The following is a 23,435-nucleotide window of genomic DNA, read 5'->3' as shown; positions in this document are numbered from 1 at the left end:
CTCAGACCCTTCCGTCCGCCTGGACCCCGGGGGAGCGCCTCTCCTTGAACTCCCTCGCCTGGTGGACGAAGGCCTCCATCCTGGTCATGGAGTTCGTGTCTTCCGAGCCCTCGTAGACCATGTGGAGGTAGGGTATGTTGTCGTTATTCTCGCGGAGCCTCTTGAGTATCGCATTCACGACAGTGCCCGGCATGCATGTGAAGGGCATGGCGTTCACTATGCCGTGGGCGCCGCGGCCTATGTAGTCTATGGTCTTACCTATCGAGAGCACGGCCTCGCCCTCGAAGGAATCGTCGAGGTACGGCGCCGCGTTACGGAGGAGGTCCTTTGTCGGGACCTCGTGCCCGCTCCGGAGGTCGCCGTTAAGGATGTTCTCCATCTTCCTTTCGTCCCTCTTCTGGAAGAACTCGCTCGCTATGGTCCGGATATAGTCCCCCATCTGCCCCCTCTGCCAGGTCTTACGCTTGTTGCAGAAGTTGGTGTAGTATATCCACTCGCCTATGGTAGGCATCCGCACCTCCGCGCCGAGGGCCTCGAGCTTCTTTATGAGGTTCTCGTTCGAGAACCTGTTGCTCCGGACGTATATCTCGCCGACGATCCCTATGACGGGCTTGCTGCCGGGCTCGTGGACGGGTATCCTCCTGAAAGCCGCCTTGGCCTCCTTCAATTCCCGTTCAGGGAACCTCTTCTCCCTTATCGCCCCGCATACCTTGTGGACGCATTCCCAGTAGACCTTCTCCGACTCGCCCTTGTTCTTCTCGTAGGGCCTGGTCTCGAAGAGCACCTTCTCCAGGAGGTCGACCGAGGCTATGCCCCACCAGCCGAGCCTGGAGAAATTGCCGCCGACCATGTTGAGCTCCTTGTAGAAGTTCCCGTCCTGGTCCGGCGCGTAGACCGGGACGTCCTTGAAGCCGAGCTCGTCGAGTATCATCCTGTGATAGCGGTTGTACTGGCCGAACCTGCACGGTCCGTTACCCGATGGCATGAAGAAGGCGCTCCGCTCGGGCGAGAAGCCCTCCTGCCTCACGACCTTCACCATGTCGCCGGTCGTAAGTATGCAGGGATAGCACTCCCTTCCAGAGGTATAGCGCCTGCCCCACTTCAGAGACTCCTCATCCGGCTCGGGCATGACCTCAGCGTCGAGGCCGCAGGCCTGGAAGGCGGCGGCAAGCGCGTGCGCGCCGTCCGACATGTTCGGGAGGTATATCTTCTTCTTGATGTTGGTCCTCTTGAGGACGTGCTTTTCCTTCGACTCTATCTTGAGCTTCCCCTTGGTGTTCCTTATGCTGTCGAGGAAGGCCTCGCACCTCGTTATGGCGCCGGCGTCCGCCGAGTGCTCGTCTATCTCGAGCTGGAGGAAGGGCTTCCCTGCCGAGGCCTCCTTGTAGAAGTGCGATATCATGGAATCCGGGCCGCAGCCGAAGTTCGTGATGTATATCGAGAAGAGCCTCGGGTCGTCCTTTATGAGCTGGGCTGCGGCGAGTATCCTCTGGCCGCTCCTCCAGTACATGTCCTCGGCGAGCGCGCCGTCGATGATGCTGTCCGCGTCGAGCATGTCGAAGGGTATGGCCATGGTGCCCATATCGCGGAGCTTCTGCGGAAGCTCCAGGTTTATGCCGGAGTCCATCGTATTATAAGCCCTTCCGACTATGACGAGGGCTGTGTCGTCCGGCTTAAGGGCGGCTATGGCCTCCTTACCGCGTTCGAGGAGCTTTCTCTTGAACTCGTCCTGCGCAGCCCAGGCTGACTCAAGGGCCTTCTCCACCGTTGCCCTGTCCTTGCCGAGCGACCTCCCGAATTCCACGAACTCCTTCCTTATATCGGAATCCTTCGCATTGAAGTGGAATACCGGGGCGAGCACCTCGACCCCCTTTTCCTTGAAGTCGTAGGCGGATTTGCAGAGATAGGGTATGGTCTGCACGTAAGGGCAGAGGGCCGTGAAGAGCTGCCCCTCCTTCGCGGGCTTCAGGTTTATTATCGAGGGCATGAATATCCTCTTCACGCCCTTTTCCATGAGCTCGTTCACGTGCCCGTGGGCCACTTTTATGGGGAAGCAGGTCTCGGTAACTATCTGCTCTATGCCGTTCCTTATTATCTCCTTGTTGGTCGGCGAAGAGAGCTGGATCCTGAAGCCCAGCACGTCGAAGAAGGCCTTCCAGAACGGGTACATCTCGTACATGAAGAGCATCCTCGGGATGCCTATGACCGGCGCGTCTTTTCCCGCGGCCTTGCCGGCGTAGGCGGAATAGAGGAGCTTCTCCCTTTCCTTATAGAGGTCGGGGATGTGGCTCCCCGATTTCGTGTCCCTCTTGACGTCGTATTTCTCGCACCGGCCGCCGTAGTAGAGCGGGTCCTCGCCTTCCATGACGACCTTCCGGACCTCGCAGATGTTCGAGCAGTCCCTGCACTCGAAGGACTCTATCCCGAACTTCTTTTTGCTCAGGTCCCAACCCTTGAACCTGGTTTTGGCGCCCGGCGCCATCTCCTTGGCCGCGAGTATGGCCGCTCCTATGGCGCCCGTTACGTCGTGGTTCTCGGGCACGGCGATCTTTTTCCCGGTGACCTTCTCGAACGCCGCCACGACCCCGAGGTTCGCGGCCGTGCCGCCCTGGAAAAATATCCTGTTCCCTATTCGCCTGTCGCCGACGACCCTGTTGAGGTAATTCTGGACTATCGAATACGAGAGCCCTGCCACAAGGCCGTCCTTCTCAACCCCCCTCTGCTGGTAGTGCACCATGTCGGACTCGATGAAGACCGTGCACCTCTCGCCCATGGGCGGGGGCGCGCCGCAGCCGAGGGCCAAATCGCTGAACTCGCCCTTTATGCTTATGCCGAGCCTTTCCGCCTGCTCCTCCAGGAACGAGCCAGTCCCGGCGGCGCAGACCTTGTTCATCTCGAAGTCCACGACAACACCGTCCTTCATGGCTATGTACTTCGAGTCCTGGCCGCCTATCTCGAATATGGTATCGACCTCGGGGTCTATCGCGGCTGCCGCGGTCGCCTGGGCGGTTATCTCGTTTCTTATGATGTCCGCGCCGAGGAAGTCGCCTGAGAGATACCTACCGGAGCCGGTCGTGCCGACCCCCACGACGTCCACGTAATCGGCGCACTCTTCGGCTACCGAGGTGATGCCCTTCCTTATCGCGTCCAGCGGGCGCCCGGCCGTCGCGAGATACCTCTTGGTCACGAGCTTGAAGTCTTTATCAATGAGTATGACGTTCGTGCTGGTCGAGCCGACGTCTATGCCGAGGTAGGCGGGGATCTTCTTCCCGGTCTCGAGCGGGTAGCCCGTGGCGCTCCTCCTCTCAGAGGGGTGCCCCTCCGGCTTCGAGAGCTTCTCAAGGGACCTCTCCCTCGTCCTTCCTGACGCAAGGAAAGTCTTGAGATCATCCACGCCCTTGAACCCGTCCAGGGCCTTCCCCATGTCGAGGCAGGTGTAGACGGCGCCCAGAGCGCCCATCGAGCAGAAGTGGGCCGGTATTATGTAGTCCTTGTCCTCGAGCTCGAGTACGTCCTTGAAGGCCTTCCTTACGCCCAGGTTTGCGGCCACGCCGCCCTGGAAGGCCACGGGGGTCACGAATTCCTTGCCCTTCCCTATGGTGGCCTTGAAGTTCCTGGCGACGGCATAGCAGAGCCCGGCCACGATGTCGTAGTCGGGCGTGGCTATCTGCTGGAGGTGTATCATGTCGCTCTTGGCGAAGACCGAGCACCTTCCGGCGACCCTCGGAGGGTGTTTGCTCTTGAGCGCGAGGCTTCCGAACTCCTCGATGGTGAGCCCGAGCCTGTAGGCCTGCTGGTCGAGAAAAGAGCCCGTGCCTGCCGCGCAGACCGAGTTCATCTGGAAGTCGGCTATGCGGAGCTTGCCGTCCGCCCCCTCGGGCGCAAGGAAGATGAGCTTCGCGTCCTGGCCGCCCATCTCGATTACCGTCCTTGCCTCGGGGTGGAAGGCCTCGGTGGCCCTGGCCTGGGCTATGACCTCGTTAGTGAACCCGGCCCCTATGAGGGGGGCTATGAGCTTTCCGCCCGAGCCGGTGGCGGCCACGAGCCTTATGCTGTTTTTTCCGTATTTTTCGATCAGTTCGGAAAGGATTGCGAGGGCCGCCTCGAGCGGTTCGCCTTTCGTCCGCGTATAGTGCTCTTCGAGTATGTTCCTGTTCTCATCGAGGACTACCGTGTTTGCGCTTACCGAGCCGATGTCGATGCCCACGTATACAGACTTTGACCCAGCCAACTCACACCTCCGAGGTTTGCATGTTCAGCAGAAGAATAGTCCGGTATTCCGTTTTCAGCTACGAGCCGCGGCTTGCTTGAATGAGTCTGTATTAAGTTCCGGAAAAGAAAAAATGTGGAATAATGGGTTTTCATTGGGGAAAACCCGATTTTTTATTATCTGCGATTTCCAAACCGATGTCAATACGAGCTTTGCCCTGAATGGAAGTGAAGCGTTCTATGAATTCAGAGGGCCGGATGCGGGCTGTTTTGCCGGTACCGGAAAAAAGAAAGGGCCCGGAGACCGGGCCCTTTCTGATGCTTCATCGGCAGATCTTACTTCGCGGCGAGCGCCTTCATGTGCTCGACGACGGCCTTTACCTCGTCATCGGAGAGCTTCTGCTTGGGCATGCCCATTGCGAAGTTCTTGTACCTCTTGGCAGCACCCTCGCGGCCATCGGTCACAACGGAGGCGATCTCGGCGTCAGCCGTGGTCTTTATCCACTCGTTGCCCTTGAAGCCGGGCGCCATCGCGGTGCCCTGGCCGTCCGCGCCGTGGCAGGCAACGCATTTCGCCTTGTAGACTGCCGCGCCGTCTGCAGCGATTGCAGGCACGGTGAAAGCGGCCATGCCGAGAGCGAGCACGCCTATACCGAATAACTTACGCATGTTGGATCCTCCTTGGATAAAGAATTTGGAAAAGAAGAATACCGCCGGAACACCTTGTTGTCAAGAACTTTATATGCATTTTCCCCGCGCAAAAACGGGGCTGCGGGCCTGCTCTGGCCTGATTATTACACGTTCCTGATCGCCATGTCAACGACAACCGACGTAAAGAGCGCGCCCAGATAGACCATGGAAGCCCGGAAATTGCTCCTCGCGACCTCCTTTTCAGGGCTCAAGAGGAGCCTGATATTCCAGTATATGAAATAAGCCCCGAGGGCCAGGGCCGCCGCGAGGTAAACCGGGCCGCTGTTGCCGAAAAACCATAGCGACAGCGAGGAAATTACAAGCAAGACCGTGTTTATGAATATATACAGGGCCGTCCTCGAGTCCCCCACCCTCACAGGCAGCATTGGCACCCCCGCCCTCTCGTACTCCTCGCGGTGGCAGATCGCGAAGCTCCAGAAATGCGAGGGCGTCCAGAAGAACATCACGACGGCCAGGAGCATGGGCGGCGCGCATAGCTCGGGGCTGGCCGATGCGCCGCCCGCAAGGACGGCGAAGCTCCCGGCAAGCCCGCCTATTATGATATTAAGGCTGCTCCTTCTCTTGAGCCAGACCGTATATACCACCGCGTACACGAACGCGCCGAGTGCGAGATGAACGGCGACCATATAGTTGAGCGCGGCGACTGAAATGGCGATTGAAAGCAGGAAAAGCCCGGCTGCCGCCACGAGCACGCCCTTTGACCCGGCTACGGCCCCTGAAGGGAAGGGCCTCTTCCTCGTCCTTTTCATTACGGAATCTATGTCGCTGTCGAAGTAATGGTTGAAGGCGCTCGCGGCGGCGGCGGCGAGCATCGTGGCCGCTACGAGAAAGAGGGCCGTGCCGAGGGTCGCTCCCGGCGATGAAGCGGCCACGAGACCCACGATGGCGCTGAAGGTTATGAGGCTGCATATCCTGAGCTTGAAGAGCTCAAGGTACCTGCCTATTTCCATAAAGAAAACCCTCCTTTAATGTATAAAGCCCTGAACTTGCATCTAATCCATTCAGGCCTGGCCAGGGAGAGCCCCTTATCAAGGTGCGGGCTGGATGCCGGGCTCGGGGGAACGGGCTTTCCTGCCGAAAAGGGAGAGTAGCGCGTTAAGGACGAAAGTAACTCCCCCTGCTATGGCCACGAGCCCCCCAAGGCCCATGACCGACATGCCGATGAGCTTACCTATCGTATTGAGGTTCTGCTCCCCGCCATAGGTCTTCCTTGCCACCCCGTGCGAACCGGCCATGAAGAGCCCGATTGCGAAGAGGACGATGCCGGCGCCATAGAGCCAGGGCTGGATAGCCGCCATCCTCCTCCCCCATAGGGACTTCCCGAAACCGGGAAGCACCTCGTAGAAAAGGCCCATGAAGGCTATAGTCACGGCCCCGATAACGCAATGGTAATGGGCGGGGATGATGGTGTTGACGCCGTCTATGCTCAATCCTATGAACCCGCCGAGGAGAAAGATGGATATGGAAAGGACCAGGGACGAGAAGGCCGGGTCCTTCCAGGGCCTCGGGCTTGTCCTGGCGATTGCCGCTATCGAGGCCAGGATGAATACGGCTACGAGGGGGCCGATTGCCCATTGCATGAGCCAGGTGAAGCTCTCCTTATGGGCCTGGCTCGATATGTCATGCAGGAAGTATATGGCCGGCGCTGGCAGCACGGAAACGATGAAAAGGGCATACAGGGCCTTTGCCGTCCTCGGGCCTATGGCCTCCCTGCCCAGTACGAGCTTCACGAGAAGGAGCCAGACGGCCGACATGGCCATTGTGTTCGCGAACTGGAGTATGTGGCCGCCGCCCCAGAAGAGCCGCTCGAAATCCAGGTGCATCTTCCCTCCCGCGTGCTGGAACCAGCCGGAAAGGGCGAAGCAGGCGAAGGCCACCGTTACCGCCGCCCCGGCTGCGAGCATGCCGAAGGTGAAGACCCCGAGCCTCTCCTTTGCGAAGAAGACGGTAAGGAAGAAATTAACGAGCGAAAGGAGCACCCCGGCCCCGAAAGACAAGAGCCCCGCGTAAAAAACCGGCGTAAGTAGGACCGGCACATAGTTGGCGAGCTCGGCCTCGCCGAGCCCGAATACCGCGGATATGACTACAAGGGCCATGCCGAGGGCCGAGAGCGCGAGGGAAGCCCTTCCCAGGGCAGGGGAGAATATTGCCGAGGGAAGCGAATAGACCCATAGGAAGCCCTTGAAGGCAAGGAACCAGATGACTACAGCAAGCACGACATGCCCGACCAGCGCCACATAGATGTAGTCCCTCCCGAGCGGGAGCATCTCCTCTATGACAGGGGTCCTCGCGAGCGCAACAAGCAGGGCGAAGATACCGGCAAATACGAGGGAAAATACCGCCAGGATGAGCCAGCCGTGCGCGAGCGCGCGGTTTTCTTCTTTCACCGACCTGGCATGGTATGTGGCCTCTTCTCTCATCTTCTCCGCACTGGTCCGGGTGTACGCCACGGCCCTTAAGCGCATTAAGCCCAGGAAGGGCCAATACAAAAGTACCAGAACACGCCTCCCAATTCAAGCGGGCAGCCATAAATGTGCCCCCCTGGGCGTAAAAGGGAGTCCCCCGATTATGACGGAAATCATTTATTATGGCTTGAAAGGGCCGTATACTATGGGCTATAATATATTGTTCCAATAACCACTTACGGAGGAGTATATTATGATCAGGGAACGGGTCGAAGAGGCTCTTAACGGCATAAGGCCGGCCCTTCAGGCTGACGGCGGCAACGTAGAGCTCGTGGACGTGGACGAGGCCCAGGGCATAGTGCGGGTACAGCTCCAGGGCGCCTGCTCCGGCTGCCCCAGCGCGCAGATAACGCTCGCGATGGGCATTGAAAGGGCGATAAAGGAGCGCGTGCCGGAGATAAAGCAGGTCCTTTCGGTCTAATAAAAAAGGCCCTGCAAGCTGAATAACTCCGGGCGGTGCGGCGGTTCCGCCGGATGCACTGGTGCGCGGATCTTCCCGGAAAAGAAATCGTATTAATGTCCAGCGGTTTCCTGCGAGGGCCGATGTCCTACCTTATTCTCGAAGAATGCATCGCCTGCGGCGCCTGCTTGCCAGAGTGCCCTGAGGGCGCGATATCCGAAGGGACCCCATACAAGATAGACCACAGGCTCTGCACCGAGTGCGGCGCGTGCGCCGAGGTTTGCCCGGTCGATGCGTGCCGGCCCGCCGCTCCAGGGGAAAAAATGGATAATACAAAGCAAGGCAACCTCTAAAAATTAGAGATTCTTCACGCAATCGAGGAAGGCCGGGAATAAAATATGGAGCATATATGATAATATGTGAGCATTTTTATTCACGGCATGACGAAGAGTCCGGGGAAAAGATCGATTTTTAGAGGTTGCCACAAACCAGCAGGAGGCATTAGATGAGCACCATAACAGTCTGGTTCATAAGATTCGCGATCATATACTTCCTTTTGTCAGTGCTGCTCGGCCTGCACATGAGCGCGGCAGGGCCGGTCTACCCGTGGATGCCGATACACGCACACTTTAACCTCCTCGGCTGGATGTCCATGATGATATACGGGGTGGCCTACCACATACTGCCCCGTTTCAGCGGCCGCCCGCTCTACTCCGACCGCCTGGCGTACGCGCAGCTCTGGCTCGCGAACATAGGGCTCGTCGGGATGGCCGCGGGCTGGATAGTCCAGAGCGATATCGGCGGCAACACTGTCCTCATAGCCTTCTCGCTCGTCGAGGCGGTATCGATAGCCTTTTTCGCGCTTAACATGCTCATGACCATCAAGCCGGCCCCGGCGCCGCCCGCAGCGGCCGTAAAGAAGTGAAATGGCAGGCCCGGCGATAACAAGGGACATGATAATCGGCGAGGTCATCGAGAAGTACCCCGGCACCGCCGAGGTCTTCAGGAAATACTTCGGCAAGGGGTGCTTCGACTGCCCGGGGTCAGGCTATGAGGACATAGACTTCGGCTCGGGCATGCACAACGCCGATATCGACTCGCTCCTCAAGGAGCTTAACGAAGCGGCGGAAGGAAGGGGGAAAGGAAAAGGGGATGGAGATGATAAGTGAAAAAATGGTCGTAAACGACTGCATAAAGCAATATCCGAAGACCATCGGGGTCTTCACGCGCTTCCAGATAGACTCGTGCTGCGGTGGGGCGGTCTCGATAGAGGAGGCGGCAAAAAGGGATGGCGCGCCGCTCGGAGAGCTCATGGCGGCGCTCAAGGAGGCCGCCTCGGCCTAACCACGGGAACGGAGGTATTGATTTGGCTATAAACAACATCACAGAGGCCGTCGTGCTGGACGCTCTCCGGGGCGTAATGGACCCGGAGCTCGGCAAGGACCTCGTTACGCTCAACATGATAAGGGACGTGAAGGTCGAGGGCGGGAAGGTGAGCTTCACGCTCATGCTCACGACGATGGCGTGCCCATTGAAGAAGGAACTGGAGGCCAACTCGGTGAACGCCGTGAAGGCGATACCCGGCGTGACCGAAGTCTCCGTCACGACCGGCGCCGAGGTGCCGAAATCAAAAGGGGTACCGGGCAAGGCGCCTATACCTGGCGTTAGGAACACCATCGCCGTGGCGAGCGGAAAGGGCGGGGTCGGAAAGTCCACCGTCGCCGTGAACCTGGCAGTGGCGCTGGCGCAGTCAGGGGCCAAGGTGGGCCTCCTCGATACCGACCTCTACGGCCCGAGCCTGCCGCTCATGATGGGCATACACGAGCCTTTGCAGGCCACCCCCGAGGAGCGTCTCGTTCCCCTTGAGAAGTACGGGATCAAGCTCGTCTCGGTAGGGTTCATGCTCGACGAGGAAACTCCGCTCATATGGCGCGGCCCGCTTGTAATGCAGCTCATAAAGCAGTTCCTCGTCGGCGTCGAATGGGGAGAGCTCGACTATCTCGTGATAGACCTGCCGCCGGGCACGGGAGATACGCAGCTTACGCTCGTGCAGACCATACCCCTCACAGGCGCCGTCATAGTTACCACGCCGCAGGACGTGGCGCTAATAGACGCGAGGCGGGCCATAAGGATGTTCAAGGAGGTAAAGGTCCCGGTCCTCGGAATAATAGAGAACATGAGCCAGTTCGTCTGCCCGCACTGCGGCGGAACGTCCGAGATATTCAGCCACGGCGGCGGCGAGAAGACGAGCGAAAGGTACCAGGTGCCGCTCCTCGGGAAGATCCCCATCGACATGGCCATAAGGGAGGGCGGAGACACCGGGATGCCCATAACGCACGCGGACCCGGGTTCGGCCCATGCAAAATCGTTTGTCGAGATAGCCTGTTCAGTAGCAGCCAAGGTGAGCGTGCTGGATCTCGAATAGCCGGACAGATATGGAAATGTAAAAACCGGGAAGGCGCGGGCCTTCCCGGTTTTTCTTTTCATGCCTGTAGCTCAATCCCCGCTTATCTGGCCTGCAGCAATTCGTTCTCATATCGTTCTTTTATAACCGGCGCATAAAGCAGGACAAAGAGCTTGAGCATCTCGAAAGCCGATTTGAAGAAATCGAACCAAGTGACCTTCGAGCCCTTTATGTCAGTCCATTTCCCGAGCGGCGACTCTATCCAGCTCTTGATGAAATCGGGATTATCGTTCTTTTTTTCCAATAATGAAATCCTGGCAAGAAGCTCGACATCGAATATCCATTTGACTTTAAAGGGCTTGCTGAATGCCCCTCGGGCCTCGGGCGTGTTCCTGAAAAGCTTCGCGCCGCACTGGGTGTCGTATACGGGTATCCTCAGGAGGAGGCTTGCGATGGTCGCGAAGACCCGGCCCGCGTAGTGGCGCATCTCGTTCCTCGTTATCTCCTTTCCGAGGAGCTTCACCCTTGATCCGATGACCACCTTCCACCTCTCATCCTCAAGCAGCCTGCGGAAGACTGTGATTTCCTCAAGCGGGGTCGCGAGGTCGGCGTCCCAGTAGCCGAAGCTCCGGCACCCGTCAGCTATGGCCTTAAGCACGCCCCGCCTTACGGCCTCGGCCTTTCCCGAATTCCTCTCCAGGTGGAGGCAGGATATCCTGGCGGGGTTCGCCCTCCTCATCTCCTCTATAATTACGGCGGTCCCGTCACTGCTGCCGTCGTTTACAAAGATGAAGTGGAGGCCCTCGCTTCTCGAGGCGAATTCGAGGAAGGCGCCCCGGTTGAGCCTCTTCTCCTCGCTGTAGCACGGCACCACTATGACGGTATTATGCATGGCTCGTTCCGGTTTTGCGTTTGATATGCAAACAGTATCTATTTCGTCCTTGTATCGGATTCAACAGAGGGGGACCTAAGCCTTTCATCCCCCTTCCACTTGAAAACCGACAGGACGGCCTCGCCGCCGACCTTCAATTCGTAGAAGAGGTCGTACTCCTTTCCGTATTTTGACTCAAGCGGCTCCTTGAAAAGCCGGTAGTTGTTCAGGACATAATAGGGGGCGGTCATCTCATCTGTTTCCCTGATGCGGACCCTTTTATCCGGCTCCAGCATGTAGATGCTCAATTTCAGGGGTGTGGCGCTGTCAGCCCGGACGTGAATTACCGGGCTCCTGTCGTTCTCAAGGATATACTCAAGCGCTTTCCTGTTGCCCAGGCCCCAGTAGTCCATCTCGTAGCGGTCTTTTATATTCTTGCCCGCAAAGTAATTGAAATACACGTTTTGCAGAGGGTGCGCCTTCCACATCCATGCGGCCGTAAAAAATACGGACGCCGCCGTGATGACGAGCAATAACGCCTTATTCATGTTCCTGGGCAAACGGAAACCCCAAAGAGACACCCATCCCCTCACCGCGAGGAGCAGAAAGGCCGGGTAGATGAAGTAGAGCTGCCTCCAGCCGTCGTAGAGTGTCGAGTTGAGCGCGATTACCGCCGCGACCGGCGCCGCGAACAACCCGAGGAATACAATATCCTGCAATTCGGCTTCGCTCGTCCATAGCCTGAACCGGCGCGCAATGAGATTGAAAATCATCCTCCGAATGGCTGCGAATGAACCCGCGATAAAAAGCGCAAGGTAAAGCACGGGGGTCGTTATCGATACCCAGGCCGGGATATAATGCCACGGGACGCCCGTGGCCGGGACGAAGCTCCCCATATAAAGCACGTCTTCATCCCACCTGAATTTGGACATGTTCTGGAAGGCCTGCACAAAATTCCCGAACGGGTCCTGCCAAAGATAGGGCCAGAACACGACGACAAAGAGGCATAAGGCGAGCAAATAGCCGGATGCCGCGATGAGCGTTTTTCGGACGGGCAGCTCGTTCCTGAGCAGCCTGACCGCCAGAATCGCCGCAGCGGCTGCCGGCAGTATGACTGCCATTATCCGCACGTCGATTGCGACGGCGGTCGCAAGGGCATGGATTAGAGCCGTCCTCATGCCCGGCTTGAGCACGAAGGAGACTGTCGTGTTCATGGCAATCGCGAAAACAGCCATGAAGACCGCGTCCTTCGAGTTGTAGAATGATTCGGCGAAAAGACGCGGCGTGAGCACGAGGAAAAGCGCCGCCAGAAGCCCGATCCTCCAGTCAGCGAAGCGCCGGGAAGCTAACCTGTAGACCGCGTAGACCCCGGAAAGGCAGATGAGGAATGTGAGTATGTGGCGAAAAAAAATCGCCTCTCGCGCCCCCCGGATTTTAAAGAGCACCTCCAGTGCCACGGCCGGCGCTTCGAAGGCGACTCCATAGTCCTTGTCTACGAATTCTTCCAGGGGCGGCAGGCTGGCAAACCTGCCGTCAAGGAGGTCTGAACCGAGAACCTCGGAGACGTGCTTTACAGTCGCCGCGCCTATGTCGCGCTGAAGCGGCTCGTCCCATGATATGTTGTAATCCCGGTAGCTTCCGAACCCTATGGCCAGCAAAATGGCAAAGAAAAGGCCTACGGAAACGCGCCTTATGTTTTCATTCTTCATTGGTTCCATATGCGGGAGCCATGACGAAAATTGCATTCTCAGGGCCGGTTCAGGAATGTGATCGCATGAACCATGCACACTCAGCAGGCACTAAAAAAGGGCCGGCAGGACTGCCGGCCCTTGGTGGAGCCACTCTTATTTCCTGAGCTTCGCCAGCGCGAGCTTGTAGTCTTTCTTGGCCGCTCTCATAAGCGCGTCGGCTTTTTTCTGGACCTTGCTCGCGAGCTTCTCGTACCCGCCCTTTTTCCAGACCTTCAGCTGCTCCGCGGCCTTGAGCTTTTTCTTCGCTATCTTCTCCGCCTTGGCGAGGTCCTTTTTGAATTTCTTCCCGATTGCGTCCATATCCTTGTCGAGCCTGCACCTGAGCTTCGAGAGCTTGTGATACATCTCGGAGGTGATGCTGGACCTTTTGAGGATCTTTTCTATCGGGTTCTTCATGCTTCCTCCCTTCAACCGGTTTTGGATAAATTAACCTTTAAAGGAGGAAAATTCAACCCTAAAGAGTGGCACAGAGTCCGGGAAAAAGAGTCAATTTTTAGAGGTTGCCTCAACATCTGATAGAGAGGGAACGCGTAGCTTCTGAAATGGCTTGCAGGCGGGAACCGGCTCAGGCGAGCCTTAACGAGCCTATGAGGTCTTGAACGTCGGTTTCGTTTTTGGAGAGGTACTCTTCTATGCCTTCGGCCACCTTGACTGCGGCTTCCGGCTCGATGAAGCTCGCGGTGCCGACCTGGACTGCAGTGGCGCCGGCTATCATGAATTCGAGGGCGTCCCTTGCCGTCATTATGCCGCCCATGCCGATTACCGGGACGCTTGCGGCCTGCGCCGCCTGCCAGACCATGCGTACCGCTATGGGCCTTATGGCCGGTCCCGAGAGCCCGCCGGTCGCGGTCGCAAGGACGGGCCTTCTCCTCTCCACGTCGATAACCATGCCGGTGATGGTATTGATGAGCGAGACCGCGTCCGTGCCGCCGTCCTCCGCGGCCTTTACCATCACCTTTATGTCGGTTACGTTCGGCGAGAGCTTCGTTATGACGGGGAGCCTCGTGGCTTTGCGTACCGCGGAGACCACCTTGAAGGCCTCCTGCGGGTCGGTGCCGAAGACGATGCCGCCCTTTTTGACGTTGGGGCAGGAGATGTTCACCTCAAGAGCCGCGACCCCTTCAGCGCCGTCGAGCCTCCTTGCGACCTCCACATAGTCCTCGACAGTTTCGCCGAAGATGTTCGCTATTACGTGCGTGTCGGCTGTACGGATTAGCGGAAGCTTCTTTTCGATGAAATCGTCCACGCCCACGTTCTGCAGGCCTATGGCGTTCAGCATCCCGCAAGGTGTTTCGGCTATACGCGGCCCGGGGTTCCCCTGCCTCGGGTAGAGGGAGAGTCCCTTGACCACTATGCCTCCGAGCCTGCCGAGGTCCATATAAGGCGCGAACTCGACCCCGTACCCGAAGGTTCCCGAGGCGGTCATCACCGGGTTTTTGAATTTCAAGCCCGCGATAGTCACCTCGGCCCCGGCCTTTGTCTTCTTCACAACAGGTCCCAATCTATCTCCTCGCCCCGGAAGACCGGCCCGTCAGAGCAGACCATCTTGTAAAACCGGTTCTCCTTCTCTTCCTTGTGCGCCTTTGCCCTGACCGCGCACCCCAGGCACACCCCTATGCCGCAGGCCATCGAGCGCTCAAGGGAGACGAGGCAGCGCGCCCCGGCCTTCCTTGAAATGGCAGCCGCGGCTTTCAGCATCCCGACCGGGCCGCACGCGTATACAATAGATTCCGGCGTAAGCTCGTCTTCAAGGAGGCCGGTCACGAGCCCCCTTATGCCGGCGCTCCCGTCCTCGGTCGCGGTCTTTATCCTGAGGCCGAGTCCCCTGAAATCCTTAAGGAGAGCCGTCTCTGCCTTTGAGCGCGCCCCGAAAAGCAGCGTCCCCCCTCCGAGCCTCTTTGCCAGGAGGTAAAGAGGGGCTATCCCCATGCCGCCCGCGACGAGCACCGGACTGCTGCCCTCGGGCGTGTCCGGAAAGCCGTTCCCGAGCGGGCCCAGCACCCCGAGCGTCTCGCCGGGCCTTCTTTCAGAAAGTATGGCCGTGCCCTTTCCCACCACCCTGTAGAGGACCTCGATGCCCTTCCTCTTCGAGGACGCGCCCCTGGCCCCGGTCTCCCGCCCGAGAGTACGCCCAAGCATCCGATAGATGCCGAAAGGCCTCCTCAAGAGCGGGTCAAGCCCGTCCGAGACCCTGAGCATCACGAACTGGCCGGGCTTCACCTCGGGGGTCGCGCAAGCAAGCCCGAGCTTGAAGTACCCCTTGGCCATCCTGTCGTTATATATTATCTCAGCTTTTATTTCCAAACCTGCCGGTTCCCATTTTCGTTCACAGGTCGAGGACCATGACTATCGCGTCCTCGTCCCCGTAGTAGTTTTTCCTGACGAACGCTTCCCTGAACCCGAATCTCTTATAGAGGCTCCTGGCGGCGTCGTTCGAAACCCTGACCTCGAGGAAGACCTCGTAGACCATGTTCCGCTTCATGAGCTGGAGCATGAGGCCGAGGAGCTTGGAGGCCACCCCCCTGCCACGGAGGGCCGGGGAGACCGCGATGTTCAATATGTGGGCCTCTCCGTGGACTATCCAGAAGACGATATATGCCGCGATCTCTTCCCTCTCTTCGGCGCGCACCCGCAGGGTGTACGCGAACGAGACCGGGTTCTTGATCTCCCCTTCGAACATGCCCCTGGTCCAGGGCTTCGGGAAAGAGGCCTTCTCTATCCTGAGGACTTCTTCGAGGTCCCCGGAGGACATCGGCTGGATCGAATGGCCGGATAGGATATTGTCCTTGGAACGCAAATGCCCCCGGGGCTTATTTCTCGTTCGTTGCGAAGAGTATGTGCCAGAAGTCCAGTTTCTTGAGCATGTACTTCTGCCTGACGTTGAGTCCCGAGCGGTTTATGAACTCGTTGAGGCAGAGGTCCGACCTCCACCCTATCTTCTTGCAGACGGGGTTTATGAGCTTCTCGACGACCTCCACGACCTTGTTGCTCGACTTGAAGTGGTTCACTATCACCACCTGGCCGCCCTTCTTGCAGACCCGCCTTACCTCGGACATGAGCTTGTAGGGGTCAGGCACGACGCTCACCACGTGCGAGATGAATACCTTGTCGAAGCTGTCGTCCTTGAAGCCTATGCTCATCGCGTCCATGCTCATGACGTTTATGTGGTCGAGCCCGTGCTTCCGTATCTTGTCCCTGGCCTTTTTGAGCATGGCCGTGGAGAGGTCTATCCCCACCACCTTGCAGCAGCCCGGGAACTCCGAAAGGGAGAGGCCTGTCCCGACACCGACGTCGAGCACCCTGTCCCCGGGCTTGATGTCCATATAGTTGATGGCGTGCTTTATCCTCGGATAGAATATCCCCTTGAAAAGGACGTCATAGACGTTCGAATAACCGGCGTAGATTTTCTTTATGCTCTCCAGCTCCAATTCAGGCGTCCCCGTTTGTTTTTTGTAAGCGCTTGGTATAGAAGACGATGTCGTCTCCGGGCTTGTAGAACTCCCTTATCCGGGCCTCTTCGCGGAAACCGTTCCTGAGATAGAGCCTCCTCGCGGCCTCATAGGCCGGGAGCCCCGATGTTTCGGCCACCAGCATCCGGGCCCCCTCTTCCCTGAGCAGTTTTTCAAGCTCCTCGATCAGCCTGGTCCCTATGCCGCCGCGCCTTTGGCGGCTGTCCACCACGATCCAGTAGATGTCATATACGGCGTCCGTTAGCGGCCTTTTCCCGTAGCAGGCGTAACCCGCGGGAGAGGAGGAGGGGTCTGCCGCCGTAAGAAAGAGGTAATCGGTCTCAAGCGGGTTTTTAAAGTATATATCAAGGAGTTCCGCCGCGCAATCCATCTCCTCCCTGCTCAGGTTCTCCGAGTTTTCTATAATGTCGACCAGGGCGGGCCTGTCCCCGGGAAGCGTCTTCCTCACGGTTATCCCGCCTCCGCTCCCGCTCATGTCCTTCCCGAGGCCATTCCGGCCTGCGGCGCGTACCTCGACACGGCCGCATCCACTATGGCGGCTATGAGGTCCGGGTAATCAAGGCCGGCGGCCTTTGCGGCCCTCGCAAACCCCGCGTCCGAGGATATGTCCGGGTTTGGGTTGACCTCCAGGACCTTGGCCTTGCCGTCCTTCCCGAGCCTCATGTCCACCCTGGCATAGTCCCTGCACCCCATCATGCCGTAGGCCTTGAGCGCGACCGCCTGGAGCTCTACCTTGAGCTTCTCGGGTATTTCCGCCGGGCAGGAAGGCACGGTCTTGCGGTAAAAAGGGCTCTCTTCGACCCACTTAGCCTCGTAGCAGCATATCTTGGGTTTGCCCTCGGGGAAATCGACGAAGAGTATCTCGGAAGGGGGCAGGGCGCGCCTGCTGTTCCCGTTCCCCATGACGGCGATATTGAACTCCCTGCCGTCCACGTACTCCTCGACTATAGCGGGCTGGGCGTAGTTCGAGAGTATGTGGTCGACTCTTTCCCTTAATTCCACCGGGCTCTCGACGACGGCCCCGGAATCTATTCCGATGCTCGCGTCCTCGCGTAGCGGCTTGACGATGAGCGGGAACTCGAGCTCCCCGGTCTTCCCGGACGCCTCGGCCATGACCGCGTACCCTGGGGTGGGCACGCCCCTCCTCGAGAGTATGTCTTTTGTAAGCCCCTTGTCCAGCGCGAGCCCGAGCGTCAGCGGTCCGCTGCCCGTGAACCTCGCTCCGTGGAGCTCGAGGAGGGCGGCAACGTGCATCTCGAGCGAGCTCCTGTTGAACGCACCCTCGCAGAGGTTGAAGACGACCGCCTCCGGGTCCCGTATCTCCTTCGTAAACCGCTCGAGGTCTTCGCGCCTCCTCAAGGGCACCCTTGCGGTCTCGTACCCCTTCGAGCGGAGCGCGCCCTCGACGTCGCTTACGGTCGTAAGTATGTTATCCAGGTCTACTGTTTTTTCGCCGAGGGTGTAGGTATCGCTACCGTCATCGTTGAAGACTATCTTCACCCTGGCGGGGCTCATACCCCGTACCTCCCGCGCGCCGCGTCGAGGACCCCGTTCACCAGTGTGCTGAAGTCCATGCCAGCGGCCCGGGCGGCCTTCGGGAAGCAGGAATTGCACTTTGGGTCCATGAGTATCCCAGGGAGCGGGTTGAGCTCTATTACGTGCGGCAGGCCGGAGGTATCGAGCCTCACGTCTATCCTGCACCAGTCCTTGACGTCGAGCGCCGTAAAGGCGTCCCTTGAGACGGCCTCTATGGCGGTCTTCAGCCTTTCGGGTATGTCAGCAGGGCAGTTGAATATGTCGAGGGGGGCATCCGGGGTGTCGAGCACCCATTTGGCCTCGTAGGAATAGATGTGGTTTACGCCGGCAGGCAGGGCCGAGTAGTTTATCTCGACTATGGGGAGCACCTTGATATTGCTCCCGTTCCCCATTAGGGCCACCGTGAACTCGCGTCCCGGGAGGTATTCCTCGACCAGGGCCGGCTGGGAGTATTCCTCCAGAACGGAAGCGACCTTCCGTTCGAGCTCCTCGGGCCCGGATACTATGGAGTCGTTCTTTATTCCCTTGCTCGACCCCTCGAAAAGCGGCTTCACTATCATGGGGAATGAGAGTAGCCTGTGGATTTCGAGTCCGTTCGTCCGCGCGACAACGAACCTTGCGGTAGGGATGCCGTAATAGGCCAGCACCTCCTTGGCGCGCGCCTTGTTGAGGCAGAGGCCCAGCGTGAGCGGGTTCGAGCCGGTATACGGGATCCGGAGCATTTCGAGCATGGCCGGTATCTGCGATTCCCTGCTCTCGCCCCAGAGCCCCTCGGCCATGTTGAAGACGATGTCCGGCCTCTCGCGCCTGAGCTTCTCGAACGCGTCCTCGTCCGCCTCGACCATGAGGACCTCCCCGTGGCGCCCGGCCAAAGCGTCCCGGACGGCGAAGACGGTCTCGGGCTCGTCACATTCGGCGTAGAAGTCCTCGGGGAGGCGCTGCGCCTCCCCGAGATCTTTCTTGAGGTTATAGGTAAGTGCGATTTTCATGTACCGGGTTCAGGCTCAGCATCAACTCGGGTTTGCGCAAAGAGGGCGCGGGCGGGGAAGAAACATCGCTTGTCCTTCCTCCACGCGAATGGGGCAGGGCCCCGCAACCGGCTCATTGCGCTTCTATTGTCCCATGCACAGGATGCGCCGGATAATCAGGCCTTGAGCCGCTTAAGGTATGAGGACCGCGGCGGCCACGACGGTGGTGAACTTCCCGTCGCTCTTTACTATCGCCGACTGCGTTACGTTGGACGTCTTTACTATCTTGTCGCTTATCCTGTATATCTCTTTTTTCTCGTCCCAGCCGAGGTTCTCGTCCAGCTCTATGCCGAGCGTCGAGGCGAGCATCGCGGCCGCAAGGTCCTCGGCGTAGTCGCCCGCTGCGGTGTCGGTCTCACCGTAGGCGTGGTGCTCGCTGAGATAGCCGTATAGCTTCCTGTCCATCGGTATCGCGCAGCCGACCGAGGCCGCAAGGAGCCTCCTGGGCTCGTTGCTCGAGAGCCTGCTCATGACGCAGAAGACGATCTGGCCGGGGGACAGCTTCTTGAGCCCTACTGTCTTGGGCACTATCTTGGCTGCAGGCGGGAAAATGCTGGAGACCTGCACCAGGTTGAACTTCTCTATCCCCGCGTCCCTCAACGCAAGCTCGAAAGACGTGAGTTCTTCCTTGTGTATCCCTACGCCTTTTGTAAAAAACACCCTTTTCGGAACGAACATTTTTCTATACCCCCGGAATAGCGGATTATGTGGTTGAGGCCGCGGATGCGGCCGTGGAGCACGTTTTAAGGCAGGCGCTGCCTCCTCCTGCCGCGGTTCATGTAGCCCATTATCTTGTATACGAGTTTAGCGGCCAGGAAATCCGGCGCTATGTTGCCCGGAAGCGGGCAGAGCTCGACGACGTCGAACCCCACCACCTTCTTTTTCGAGACGGCTTCCCTAACGACATCCAGGACGTTGTACCATCCGAGCCCGCCGGGCTCGGGAGTGCCGGTTGCCGGCATTATCGAGGGGTCGAAGACGTCCAGGTCGATGGTGATGCAGACGTCATTGGTCAGGCTTGAGGCTATGGCCTTCGGGCTTACGCCCTTCAGCACATCGAGCGCGGTGAACGTCTTTATGCGCGTCCCGGCCTTCCTGCCCGCCTTTCTTTCACCTTTGAGAAACGCGGCCTCGTCCGCCGAAAGGCTCCTTATCCCCACCTGGACTATGGGGCAGAGCTCGGATATCCTCCTGGCGACGCAGGCGTGGTTGAAAGGGGTGTCCTGGTAGGAGTCCCTCATATCGGCATGGGCGTCGAGCTGCAGGACCGACATGCCGGGGTATCTTTCCAGGAGTGCCTGCACGAGCCCGAGCGTTATCGAATGCTCGCCTCCGAGCATTACGGGCACCTTGCCCTCGTCCAGGATGGAGGCGACCGACTCCCTGACCCTCCGTATCATCTCCTCCGGCCCGAGCGCCGTGGCCTCAAGCTGGGGCAGGGTCTCTATCCCGGCTTCGTACGGCTCGCAGCCGAGCTCTTCGTCATAGAGCTCCATGTGGGTGGAGGCGTCGATTATGGCCCTTGGGCCGCCCCTCATGCCGCTTATGTACGAGGCCGTAAGGTCATAGGGGACCGGCAGCACCGAATAACGGGGCTTTTTCCCCTCGAACACCTCGCTTGAAACCCCGCCGAAGTTGAACATCGCCTCGGCCGGGCTGGCCTTTCTCTTAACGGTCATTTCTCCGCCTTTATCGTTCGTATTCCGCTGCCGTTCTCAATGATGCTGCCGAAAAAAACTCAAGCAACTCACATGCAGCCCGCTTATAAAGCCCGGACGCAAGGAGCCGAAAAGCAACAGGCGAGACGAATCCTCATTGTACGAATGTCCGATTCTGAAGCAAATCAATGGAGCGGGCTTTTTCGCGGTTAATTGTACGCGGCCCTTTCCAGAAACCTCCTGTAGTTCTCCAATACCCTCTCGGCGTAAAAGGCGGACGGCCCGATCCCGTCCCTCATCCACGCGTCCACCTTCCCCGGGCCCGCGTTGTAGGCCGCGAGAGTCAACCCGACGTCCTTGTACCTGCGCTTGAGCTTCGAGAAGTAATGCACGCCCATCTTTATGTTGGTATAGGGGTCGAGGAGCGTCTCCTCGCCCTTCCATTCAAGCCTGAGCTGGCGGGCTATCTCCTCCCCTGTCGAGGGCATTATCTGCATGAGCCCCATTGCGCCCCTCAACGACCTTGACCAGTTGTAGAAGGTGGACTCGGTCTCTATGAGGGCGAGGACGAAAAGAGGGTCGAGCTTGTGTTCGACGCTCTCCATTATTATGACCTCCGCGAGCTTAAGCTCCTCGAGCGCGCCGAGCCCGGTCCTGTTCTCGCGCAATACGTCCAGCACATAGTGCCTTGAAGAGTTAAGCGACCTGTCGCCATCCGGGAAGACCCCGGCCACGAACTTCCCGCTCGTAAGCGACGGCGCGAAAACGGCCCCGAGGACGATGGCGAAGGCGAAGACGGCCAGCCCTTTCCGGAGAATCATTTTATGTGATTTCCCGAGATGCATCAAGAGGATATCTCCAAACAAGTTGCTCAAAAACTTAAAACCTCATTCAGGCTGCTCAAAAAGCTCAAGATGCAAGGAGTCGAAAAATGAGGAATGAGGCGTACTTTCTTAGTACGTCGCAGTGACGAATTTTGAAGACGACGCCGCAGATTGGGGCTTTTTCAGCAGCCTGAAGCAACACGAAAATATATTTTGTTTCATGTTTCATGTCAAGGGATTTGCAAACCCGTGCTTGACGTCCTTTATCCTCAGCCTCAAGCTCGTATTGCCCTGCCATTCGTCCATGTAAGGCGAAAAAGCTATGCCGTAGCCCTTGCCTTGCACCGGGTGGAGGCCGGCGAGCCCGAACCCTATGCCGCGCTGGACGCGCCCGTTATGCTTCACCTTGAACTTCAGGTGTCTTGCGCCCACGACTTCGGTTTCCACTATATGCGTATCGGGCAGGCAAAGGAGCGGCTCGTGGTTGGAGGCGCCGAACGGGGCGAGGCTCTCTATTTCGGAGACGAGCCTTCTCCCGACTTCCTCGAGGGAGACGACCGCGTCGAGCGTCATTTCAGATACGAGGTCCTCGTCCGTAAGGGCGCCGTTCACCTGCCTGATGAACTCTTTTCTGAAGGCCTCGACCATCTCGCCGGAGACGGTCAGGCCCGCCGCTGCCTTGTGCCCGCCGAAACGTTCGAGGAGGACAGCGCAGCCCTTGAGCCCCTCGAGGATGTTGAAGGAGCGTATGCTCCTTGCCGAGCCCTTGCCCACCCCGTTCTCAAGCGCTATGAGGACCGCCGGCCTCGAGAACCTGTCCACGAGCCGGGACGCGACTATGCCTATGACGCCCGGATGCCAGCGCTCGGAATAGAGGACTATGCCCCTGTCCCTGTGCCCCTCGAGCATGGAGAGGGCCTCTTCCAGGGTCTCGGCCTCTATCCTCTGCCGCGAGGAGTTCTCTTTTTCGAGGGCCGCCGCAAGGGCCGAGGCCTCTTCCGGGCTTTCGGTCGTAAGGAGCCTGAGCGCCGTGTCGGCGGTGGATATCCTTCCGGCGGCATTGAGCCTCGGCGCCATCTGGAAGGCGATGTGGCTGGCCGAGAGCCTGCCCTTGAGCCCGGCCCCTTCCACGAGGGCCTTAAGCCCCGGCCTCTTCATTGCCTCGAGCTCCTTCAGGCCGTAGTGCACGAAAACGCGGTTCTCGTCCATGAGCGGGACGAGGTCCGCTACCGTCCCCAGGGCCACGAGGTCGAGGTATCTCTTGAGGTTAGGCTCGCCTTCCCTGAACCACCCCGTCTCGCGGAGATATGCCCGGAGCGCAAGCGCGAGGTTGAAAGCGACCCCCACCCCCGCGAGCCCCTTGAAAGGGAAACGGCACCCCTCCTGGCCGGGATTGAGGACCGCGAGCGCGGGAGGCGCGTCCTTAGGCATTTCATGGTGGTCGGTTACGATGACGTCAATGCCGAGCGAATTTGCCAGTTCCACCTCTGCCCTGTTCGATGAGCCGCAGTCCACGGTTATTACCAGGCGGCAGCCCGAGGCAGCGAGCTTCTTCACGGCCTCGGGGTTAAGGCCGTATCCCTCGGCGAGCCTCTCGGGTATGTACGTGGCGGCGTCCGCCCCGATTTCGCGGAGAAAGAGGGAAAGAAGGGCCGTCGAGGTCGCGCCGTCGACGTCGTAGTCGCCGTAGACGGTAATCTTTTCCCTTTCGCGAAGCGCGCGGGCTATACGCTCGACGGCCCTGTCCATGCCTTTCATGAGCATGGGGTCGTGGAGCGAGGCGAGGTCCGGCTTGAGAAAAGAAAAGGCCTTGTCCGCGTCGACAAGGCCCCTGTTTACGAGAAGCTGCGCCGTAAGGGGGAGTATGTTCAACTTCCTGCCCAGCCGCTCCTGCAGTTCCCTGTTAGCCGGGCTGATTTTCCACCGTCTTCCGAGCATCAATCAATCTTCACCCTGTCCGAAAATAAGTAAACGGGTCGGTCGGAGACCATTTTACTTTCAAAGGGAGCAAAGGTCAAGGAAAGGATGCCCGGCAAAAGGGGTGCACGCGCCGCGCCGGAGTCATGGGGCGTGGTCCGATTTTCGCCGATCAATTCCGGCTTCGCGGA

Annotated in this window: 24 protein-coding genes; 6 read left to right on the top strand and 18 right to left on the bottom strand. The window is 58.8% G+C overall.

The genetic code is table 11. From position 1 onward, the window contains the following. Position 1: 1 nt before the first annotated feature. From QY316_02425 to QY316_02410, 4 genes are all read right to left on the bottom strand, one after another. The gene (locus tag QY316_02425) at positions 2–4,231 is read right to left on the bottom strand and encodes an acyl-CoA dehydratase activase (protein ID WKZ33279.1); all 4,230 of its coding nucleotides are present in this window, start codon (positions 4,229–4,231) and stop codon (positions 2–4) included. A gap of 314 nt (positions 4,232–4,545) precedes the next feature. Next, on the bottom strand, positions 4,546–4,878 hold the full coding sequence (locus QY316_02420) for a cytochrome c (GenBank protein WKZ33278.1): 333 nt from the start codon (positions 4,876–4,878) through the stop codon (positions 4,546–4,548). Between the two features lie 125 nt (positions 4,879–5,003). Beyond that, a complete protein-coding gene (gene cyoE, locus QY316_02415) occupies positions 5,004–5,870 on the bottom strand; it encodes a heme o synthase (GenBank protein WKZ33277.1) in 867 nt (288 codons plus the stop codon). A 78-nt stretch (positions 5,871–5,948) separates the two neighbouring features. After that, positions 5,949–7,340: a cbb3-type cytochrome c oxidase subunit I gene (locus QY316_02410; protein WKZ33276.1), complete on the bottom strand. Its 1,392-nt coding sequence runs from the start codon at positions 7,338–7,340 to the stop codon at positions 5,949–5,951. 241 nt (positions 7,341–7,581) lie between these two features. Between QY316_02410 and QY316_02405 the strand changes: the two genes are divergently transcribed. The 6 genes from QY316_02405 (at position 7,582) to QY316_02380 (ending at position 10,210) form a co-directional block, all read left to right on the top strand. Further along, positions 7,582–7,806 (top strand): NifU family protein, encoded by a 225-nt coding sequence (locus QY316_02405; GenBank protein WKZ34063.1) that lies wholly within the window; start codon positions 7,582–7,584, stop codon positions 7,804–7,806. 122 nt (positions 7,807–7,928) lie between these two features. Beyond that, positions 7,929–8,138 (top strand): 4Fe-4S binding protein, encoded by a 210-nt coding sequence (locus QY316_02400; protein ID WKZ33275.1) that lies wholly within the window; start codon positions 7,929–7,931, stop codon positions 8,136–8,138. Positions 8,139–8,290: 152 nt separating this feature from the next. Next, positions 8,291–8,710 carry a hypothetical protein gene (locus QY316_02395; GenBank protein WKZ33274.1) on the top strand — a complete coding sequence of 140 codons (420 nt, stop codon included), beginning with the start codon at positions 8,291–8,293 and terminating at the stop codon, positions 8,708–8,710. A gap of 1 nt (position 8,711) precedes the next feature. Further along, entirely contained in the window at positions 8,712–8,954 is a 243-nt protein-coding gene (locus tag QY316_02390; GenBank protein ID WKZ33273.1) for a DUF1858 domain-containing protein, read from the top strand. Next, positions 8,944–9,129: a DUF542 domain-containing protein gene (locus QY316_02385; protein ID WKZ33272.1), complete on the top strand. Its 186-nt coding sequence runs from the start codon at positions 8,944–8,946 to the stop codon at positions 9,127–9,129. The genes QY316_02390 and QY316_02385 overlap by 11 nt, the downstream gene beginning before the upstream one ends. A gap of 28 nt (positions 9,130–9,157) precedes the next feature. Beyond that, positions 9,158–10,210 (top strand): Mrp/NBP35 family ATP-binding protein, encoded by a 1,053-nt coding sequence (locus QY316_02380; GenBank protein WKZ34062.1) that lies wholly within the window; start codon positions 9,158–9,160, stop codon positions 10,208–10,210. A gap of 82 nt (positions 10,211–10,292) precedes the next feature. On the opposite strand, the gene QY316_02375 is transcribed toward QY316_02380, so the two are convergent. The 14 genes from QY316_02375 to recJ all read right to left on the bottom strand — a co-directional run bounded on the left by QY316_02375 (position 10,293) and on the right by recJ (position 23,265). Next, positions 10,293–11,081, bottom strand: coding sequence for a glycosyltransferase (locus tag QY316_02375; protein ID WKZ33271.1), 789 nt, complete (start codon positions 11,079–11,081; stop codon positions 10,293–10,295). 38 nt (positions 11,082–11,119) lie between these two features. Then, complete coding sequence (locus QY316_02370) at positions 11,120–12,769, bottom strand: glycosyltransferase family 39 protein (protein ID WKZ33270.1); 1,650 nt, start codon at positions 12,767–12,769, stop codon at positions 11,120–11,122. Between the two features lie 135 nt (positions 12,770–12,904). Further along, complete coding sequence (locus QY316_02365; GenBank protein ID WKZ33269.1) at positions 12,905–13,207, bottom strand: hypothetical protein; 303 nt, start codon at positions 13,205–13,207, stop codon at positions 12,905–12,907. Between the two features lie 169 nt (positions 13,208–13,376). Continuing rightward, a complete protein-coding gene (locus QY316_02360) occupies positions 13,377–14,273 on the bottom strand; it encodes a dihydroorotate dehydrogenase (GenBank protein ID WKZ34061.1) in 897 nt (298 codons plus the stop codon). Positions 14,274–14,296: 23 nt separating this feature from the next. Then, on the bottom strand, positions 14,297–15,115 hold the full coding sequence (locus tag QY316_02355; GenBank protein WKZ33268.1) for a dihydroorotate dehydrogenase electron transfer subunit: 819 nt from the start codon (positions 15,113–15,115) through the stop codon (positions 14,297–14,299). 22 nt (positions 15,116–15,137) lie between these two features. Then, on the bottom strand, positions 15,138–15,608 hold the full coding sequence (gene rimI, locus QY316_02350; GenBank protein WKZ33267.1) for a ribosomal protein S18-alanine N-acetyltransferase: 471 nt from the start codon (positions 15,606–15,608) through the stop codon (positions 15,138–15,140). 13 nt (positions 15,609–15,621) lie between these two features. After that, the gene (locus QY316_02345) at positions 15,622–16,239 is read right to left on the bottom strand and encodes a methyltransferase domain-containing protein (GenBank protein ID WKZ33266.1); all 618 of its coding nucleotides are present in this window, start codon (positions 16,237–16,239) and stop codon (positions 15,622–15,624) included. Between the two features lies 1 nt (position 16,240). Further along, positions 16,241–16,756: a GNAT family N-acetyltransferase gene (locus QY316_02340; protein ID WKZ33265.1), complete on the bottom strand. Its 516-nt coding sequence runs from the start codon at positions 16,754–16,756 to the stop codon at positions 16,241–16,243. After that, positions 16,753–17,796, bottom strand: coding sequence for an ATP-grasp domain-containing protein (locus QY316_02335; GenBank protein ID WKZ33264.1), 1,044 nt, complete (start codon positions 17,794–17,796; stop codon positions 16,753–16,755). The genes QY316_02340 and QY316_02335 overlap by 4 nt, the downstream gene beginning before the upstream one ends. Next, positions 17,793–18,806 carry a D-alanine--D-alanine ligase gene (locus QY316_02330; GenBank protein WKZ33263.1) on the bottom strand — a complete coding sequence of 338 codons (1,014 nt, stop codon included), beginning with the start codon at positions 18,804–18,806 and terminating at the stop codon, positions 17,793–17,795. Before QY316_02330 ends, QY316_02335 begins: the two co-directional genes overlap by 4 nt. A gap of 171 nt (positions 18,807–18,977) precedes the next feature. After that, positions 18,978–19,523 carry an arginine decarboxylase, pyruvoyl-dependent gene (locus QY316_02325; GenBank protein ID WKZ33262.1) on the bottom strand — a complete coding sequence of 182 codons (546 nt, stop codon included), beginning with the start codon at positions 19,521–19,523 and terminating at the stop codon, positions 18,978–18,980. A gap of 65 nt (positions 19,524–19,588) precedes the next feature. Next, on the bottom strand, positions 19,589–20,524 hold the full coding sequence (gene speB / locus QY316_02320; GenBank protein WKZ33261.1) for an agmatinase: 936 nt from the start codon (positions 20,522–20,524) through the stop codon (positions 19,589–19,591). Between the two features lie 188 nt (positions 20,525–20,712). Continuing rightward, on the bottom strand, positions 20,713–21,324 hold the full coding sequence (locus QY316_02315; GenBank protein WKZ33260.1) for a lytic transglycosylase domain-containing protein: 612 nt from the start codon (positions 21,322–21,324) through the stop codon (positions 20,713–20,715). A 228-nt stretch (positions 21,325–21,552) separates the two neighbouring features. Next, positions 21,553–23,265, bottom strand: a complete 1,713-nt coding sequence (recJ, locus tag QY316_02310) for a single-stranded-DNA-specific exonuclease RecJ (protein WKZ33259.1) — start codon at positions 23,263–23,265, stop codon at positions 21,553–21,555. Between the last annotated feature and the right edge of the window lie 170 nt (positions 23,266–23,435).

This window comes from Thermodesulfobacteriota bacterium, assembly GCA_030583865.1.
Lineage (GTDB): Bacteria > Desulfobacterota > GWC2-55-46 > GWC2-55-46 > GWC2-55-46 > UBA5799.
Note: the sequence above shows the minus strand (reverse complement) of the source record. Positions and strands in the feature narration are given on the sequence as shown.